The sequence below is a fragment of the Oceanobacillus caeni genome (assembly GCF_042678465.1).
GTDB classification, from domain to species: Bacteria; Bacillota; Bacilli; order Bacillales; family Amphibacillaceae; genus Oceanobacillus; species Oceanobacillus caeni.
In genome coordinates this window covers 1-3,449 of record NZ_JBHTKV010000058.1, presented here as the reverse complement: position 1 = coordinate 3,449, position 3,449 = coordinate 1, and the positions used below count along the sequence as shown (strand labels likewise).

The 3,449-nt window shown below is 33.6% G+C and carries 4 protein-coding genes and 1 rRNA gene; 2 read left to right on the top strand and 3 right to left on the bottom strand.

Features of this window, described 5'->3' with window-relative positions; all coding sequences use genetic code 11:
* The first annotated feature begins 149 nt into the window (after positions 1 to 149).
* The gene (locus ACFQ18_RS17920; protein WP_047184451.1) at positions 150 to 1,331 is read left to right on the top strand and encodes a dicarboxylate/amino acid:cation symporter; all 1,182 of its coding nucleotides are present in this window, start codon (positions 150 to 152) and stop codon (positions 1,329 to 1,331) included.
* A gap of 244 nt (positions 1,332 to 1,575) precedes the next feature.
* Here the strand turns inward: ACFQ18_RS17920 and ACFQ18_RS17915 are convergent, their stop codons facing one another.
* Positions 1,576 to 2,502 (bottom strand): ketopantoate reductase family protein, encoded by a 927-nt coding sequence (locus ACFQ18_RS17915; protein WP_047184452.1) that lies wholly within the window; start codon positions 2,500 to 2,502, stop codon positions 1,576 to 1,578.
* A 263-nt stretch (positions 2,503 to 2,765) separates the two neighbouring features.
* Positions 2,766 to 2,966, bottom strand: a complete 201-nt coding sequence (locus tag ACFQ18_RS17910; RefSeq protein ID WP_047184453.1) for a hypothetical protein — start codon at positions 2,964 to 2,966, stop codon at positions 2,766 to 2,768.
* 76 nt (positions 2,967 to 3,042) lie between these two features.
* Between ACFQ18_RS17910 and ACFQ18_RS17905 the strand changes: the two genes are divergently transcribed.
* Entirely contained in the window at positions 3,043 to 3,165 is a 123-nt protein-coding gene (locus tag ACFQ18_RS17905; RefSeq protein ID WP_083452626.1) for a glutaredoxin domain-containing protein, read from the top strand.
* A 175-nt stretch (positions 3,166 to 3,340) separates the two neighbouring features.
* On the opposite strand, the gene rrf is transcribed toward ACFQ18_RS17905, so the two are convergent.
* A 5S ribosomal RNA gene (gene rrf / locus ACFQ18_RS17900) occupies positions 3,341 to 3,449 on the bottom strand; the annotation flags it as partial.

Here is a 3,449-nt window from a genome sequence, read left to right as displayed (position 1 = left end):
AGCGCCTTGAGACGCTGGTCGGTAGTATAGGCTTATAGCCGTTGTGCAAACCACCCGTTGGACGGGTGGTCATGATTCTATATCTATGCATTTGTCGAGCTTTATAGTAAAATAAAAAAGTATGTATTAAAAAATAAGGAGAGTTACTTTTGAAACGGATAGGACTTTTACCACGTATAATTATCGCAATAGTTTTAGGTATCCTGATAGGTTCATTTGCAAATGAGTTTTTTATTCGTTTGTTTGCTACCTTTAATGGACTATTTGGAAACTTTTTAGGTTTCATTATACCATTTATAATCATTGGTTTTATAACCCCAGGAATTGGTTCAATGGGTCGAGGTGCTGGGAAGTTATTAGGAATAAGTGCCTTTTTAGCGTATTTATCAACCATCATCGCTGGTTTATTCGCCTTTTTCGTAGCCAAAGGCTTGTACCCAACAATACTTAGCAACCAAACACTCAAAGCTTTTACAGATCCATCTGAAGGATTAAGTAAACCTTTTTTAACAGTTGAGATGCCAGCACCAATGGATGTAGTGACAGCACTTCTTATATCTTTCATCCTAGGTATTGGATTGGCAGCAATTAAACAAGACACCCTTCTAAAAACGATGATTGAATTTAAAGAAATTGTTCAATTAGTAATTGAGAAGTTTATAATCCCACTCTTACCTATTCATATTTTTGGGATATTCGCAAATATGACTTATTCCGGTCAAGTAGCTGTTATACTAAGTGTATTTATAAAAGTATTTGTCATGATTATCATACTTCACTTTTTATATTTAATTTTCCAATACACGGTTGCTGGTACACTAAGTAAGCAAAATCCTTTAAAAATGTTAAAAACAATGTCACCAGCTTACTTTACTGCATTAGGAACTCAATCATCAGCAGCAACAATTCCAGTTACACTTAAACATGCAAAAAAACTTAAAGCAGACGACAATATAGTAGATTTTACAGTACCCCTGTTTGCTACAATACATTTATCAGGAAGTACTATCACTATCGTTAGTTGTTCTTTAGCTGTTTTATTCTTGCAGGGACAAGTTGAGACATTTGGCGCTTATTTCCCATTTATTTTAATGTTAGGTGTTACAATGATTGCAGCACCTGGTATTCCAGGTGGGGCAGTTATGGCCGCTGCTGGACTTCTTGAAAGTATGCTTGGTTTTGGACCTACAATGGTTTCCCTAATGATTGCCCTATATCTAGCTCAAGATAGTTTTGGTACAGCAACGAACGTTACAGGTGATGGTGCAATTGCGTCCATCGTTAATTCCTTTAACCGTAAAAAGAAAACTAACAAAACTAGCGATAAGTAGTTTACCTTAAAACACTGAATAAAAATAGCATACCAAATTTACTGGTATGCTATTTTTTTATGGAATGATTATTATACAAATTGCTAATCCTTTTTTTGCGTTCGGGGCACTAATCACCGTAATGAGTACCGGAATCCCTCAGAATAATCTTCTTTCCGTTACTCATCATTTGCAGTTGCTTTGATGTATTAGTTAAATTCGCATAAAAAAACGCTTGGAATTAATCCAAACGTTTTTTAGTTAATTAATTAGGTTTACCATTCTCATATGGCTTTAATATTCCATAAATAGTCTCAACTACCGGGATAGTAATATTATGTTTTTGAGCATAGCGGACAGCGCCCCCTTGTAAATGGTTGACTTCAATTGGTAGTCCTTTTCGTAGATCTTGATGCATAGAAGAGGTAGTATTTTCTGGATATCTTTTAAATGAAGATATAATCTTAGCAATTTCCTCTTCCGCAAAGATAACACCTTCTTTTTTAGCAATAAAACTCATCTCAACTAAAATATTTTTAAAAACATTTAATGTAGCCTCTGAATTTATGGTAAATCCTGAAGGTAATTGTGTTGCAGACGTAATGCCAGAAAAAGCGGTAATTAATAAATATTTTCTCCACATCTCTTTTATGATATTTTCGTCTAATAATAAATTTGTTTTCACATGCTGATTCATTGAATTTAAATGATTACAAACATCCATTTGAGATTCATGTCGTGAACCAAATTTAATGGAACTACTATTTCCCCCATGAACAACATGACCTTGTTGATTTAAAGTAGCGAAAATATATGCGAATCCACCTAATACTTTTTCTTTGCCAACTGCTTGATCTAATTTATCGATATGTTCAAATCCGTTCAATAATGGTAACACAAATGCTCCAGTTTGTTCCGTAATCAACTTTAATTGTGGAATGACACTGTCTAAATGATATCCCTTCACTGCTAGAATAACTAAATCAATATTTTTCACTTCTTTCTCAGACGTATATAGGGTAACATTTTTTGTTTCAAACTCACCTTCTGGGCTTATTAATTTTAAGCCTTCTTTTTTTAACTGCTTTGCACGCTTTTCTCTAACAAAAAATGATACAGAATAGTTTGCTTCTAACATTCTTCCACCAAAGTAAGCACCTACTGCCCCTGCACCAAACACTAATATATTCATATGTTCATTTCTCCCTTTCCTTCGTATAATTCCCAATATTCTAATTAATTTTAACATAGTATACCGATATTCTGTGTTTTTATGTAAACTTAATACTACAAAGAGCTTTACCCACCATACTTTAAGCTTTTAATTATTCTAAATGTTGATTATTGAACTAAAACAATCTGGGTGGTAGTATGAGTTTTATGAGTTTAATAGGATGCAAATCTTTTTTAAACCATTACCCACATTATAAATAAGATGGTGGTGGGGAACCATGCTTAGGTAATAAGTGCTACTAACAAAAGGGATTTTTGTTCTGTTTTTTTAAATAATCCATATAGGGATAAGATTAAACCACTAATCGATAAAACTAACAAAAAGGTTGAAAAACCCCTAGATATTGCCAGCGGAGTTAACGATAGGAAGGAAGTTAAACCTAAAATTAATGCTGTGTAACTAATTATACTGTATCGTTTCATGTAAGGAGTCTCCTTAATTTCTATATTTTTCTTTATGATAACATAATAGTCTGCTAATTTAAATTGTTCGGAGGTAATGATTATGATTGAAATTTATATAATGACAAGTTGTCCGTATTGTAAGGTATTAAAACAGGAGTTAGAAAATAATAACATTCCTTTTAAACTTACTCACCTTGATAACTTCTCCAAATATTGATTATATCAAGGTTTCAGAGAGGTAGCAGGATCATTATCAACATTTACCTATATAACAGACCCTAATATTAAAAATACTACAGCTAGGAATGCTGTGGTAGATCAAAATTTTAATTTTCTTTCCTTTATAAAAAGCCAGGATACAATAAATTTGTATCCTGGCTTTTTATAAATTTGCCTGGCGGCGTCCTACTCTCGCAGGGGGAATCCCCAACTACCATCGGCGCTGGAGAGCTTAACTTCTGTGTTCGGTATGGGAACAGGTGTGACCTCTCCGCCATCGCT

Excerpts from the sequence above, each read along its gene's own strand:
- ACFQ18_RS17905 (WP_083452626.1), top strand. The coding sequence starts at position 3,043 with ATGATTATGATTGAAATTTATATAATGACAAGTTGTCCGTATTGTAAG.
- ACFQ18_RS17915 (WP_047184452.1), bottom strand. The coding sequence starts at position 2,502 with ATGAATATATTAGTGTTTGGTGCAGGGGCAGTAGGTGCTTACTTTGGT.
- ACFQ18_RS17910 (WP_047184453.1), bottom strand. The coding sequence starts at position 2,966 with ATGAAACGATACAGTATAATTAGTTACACAGCATTAATTTTAGGTTTA.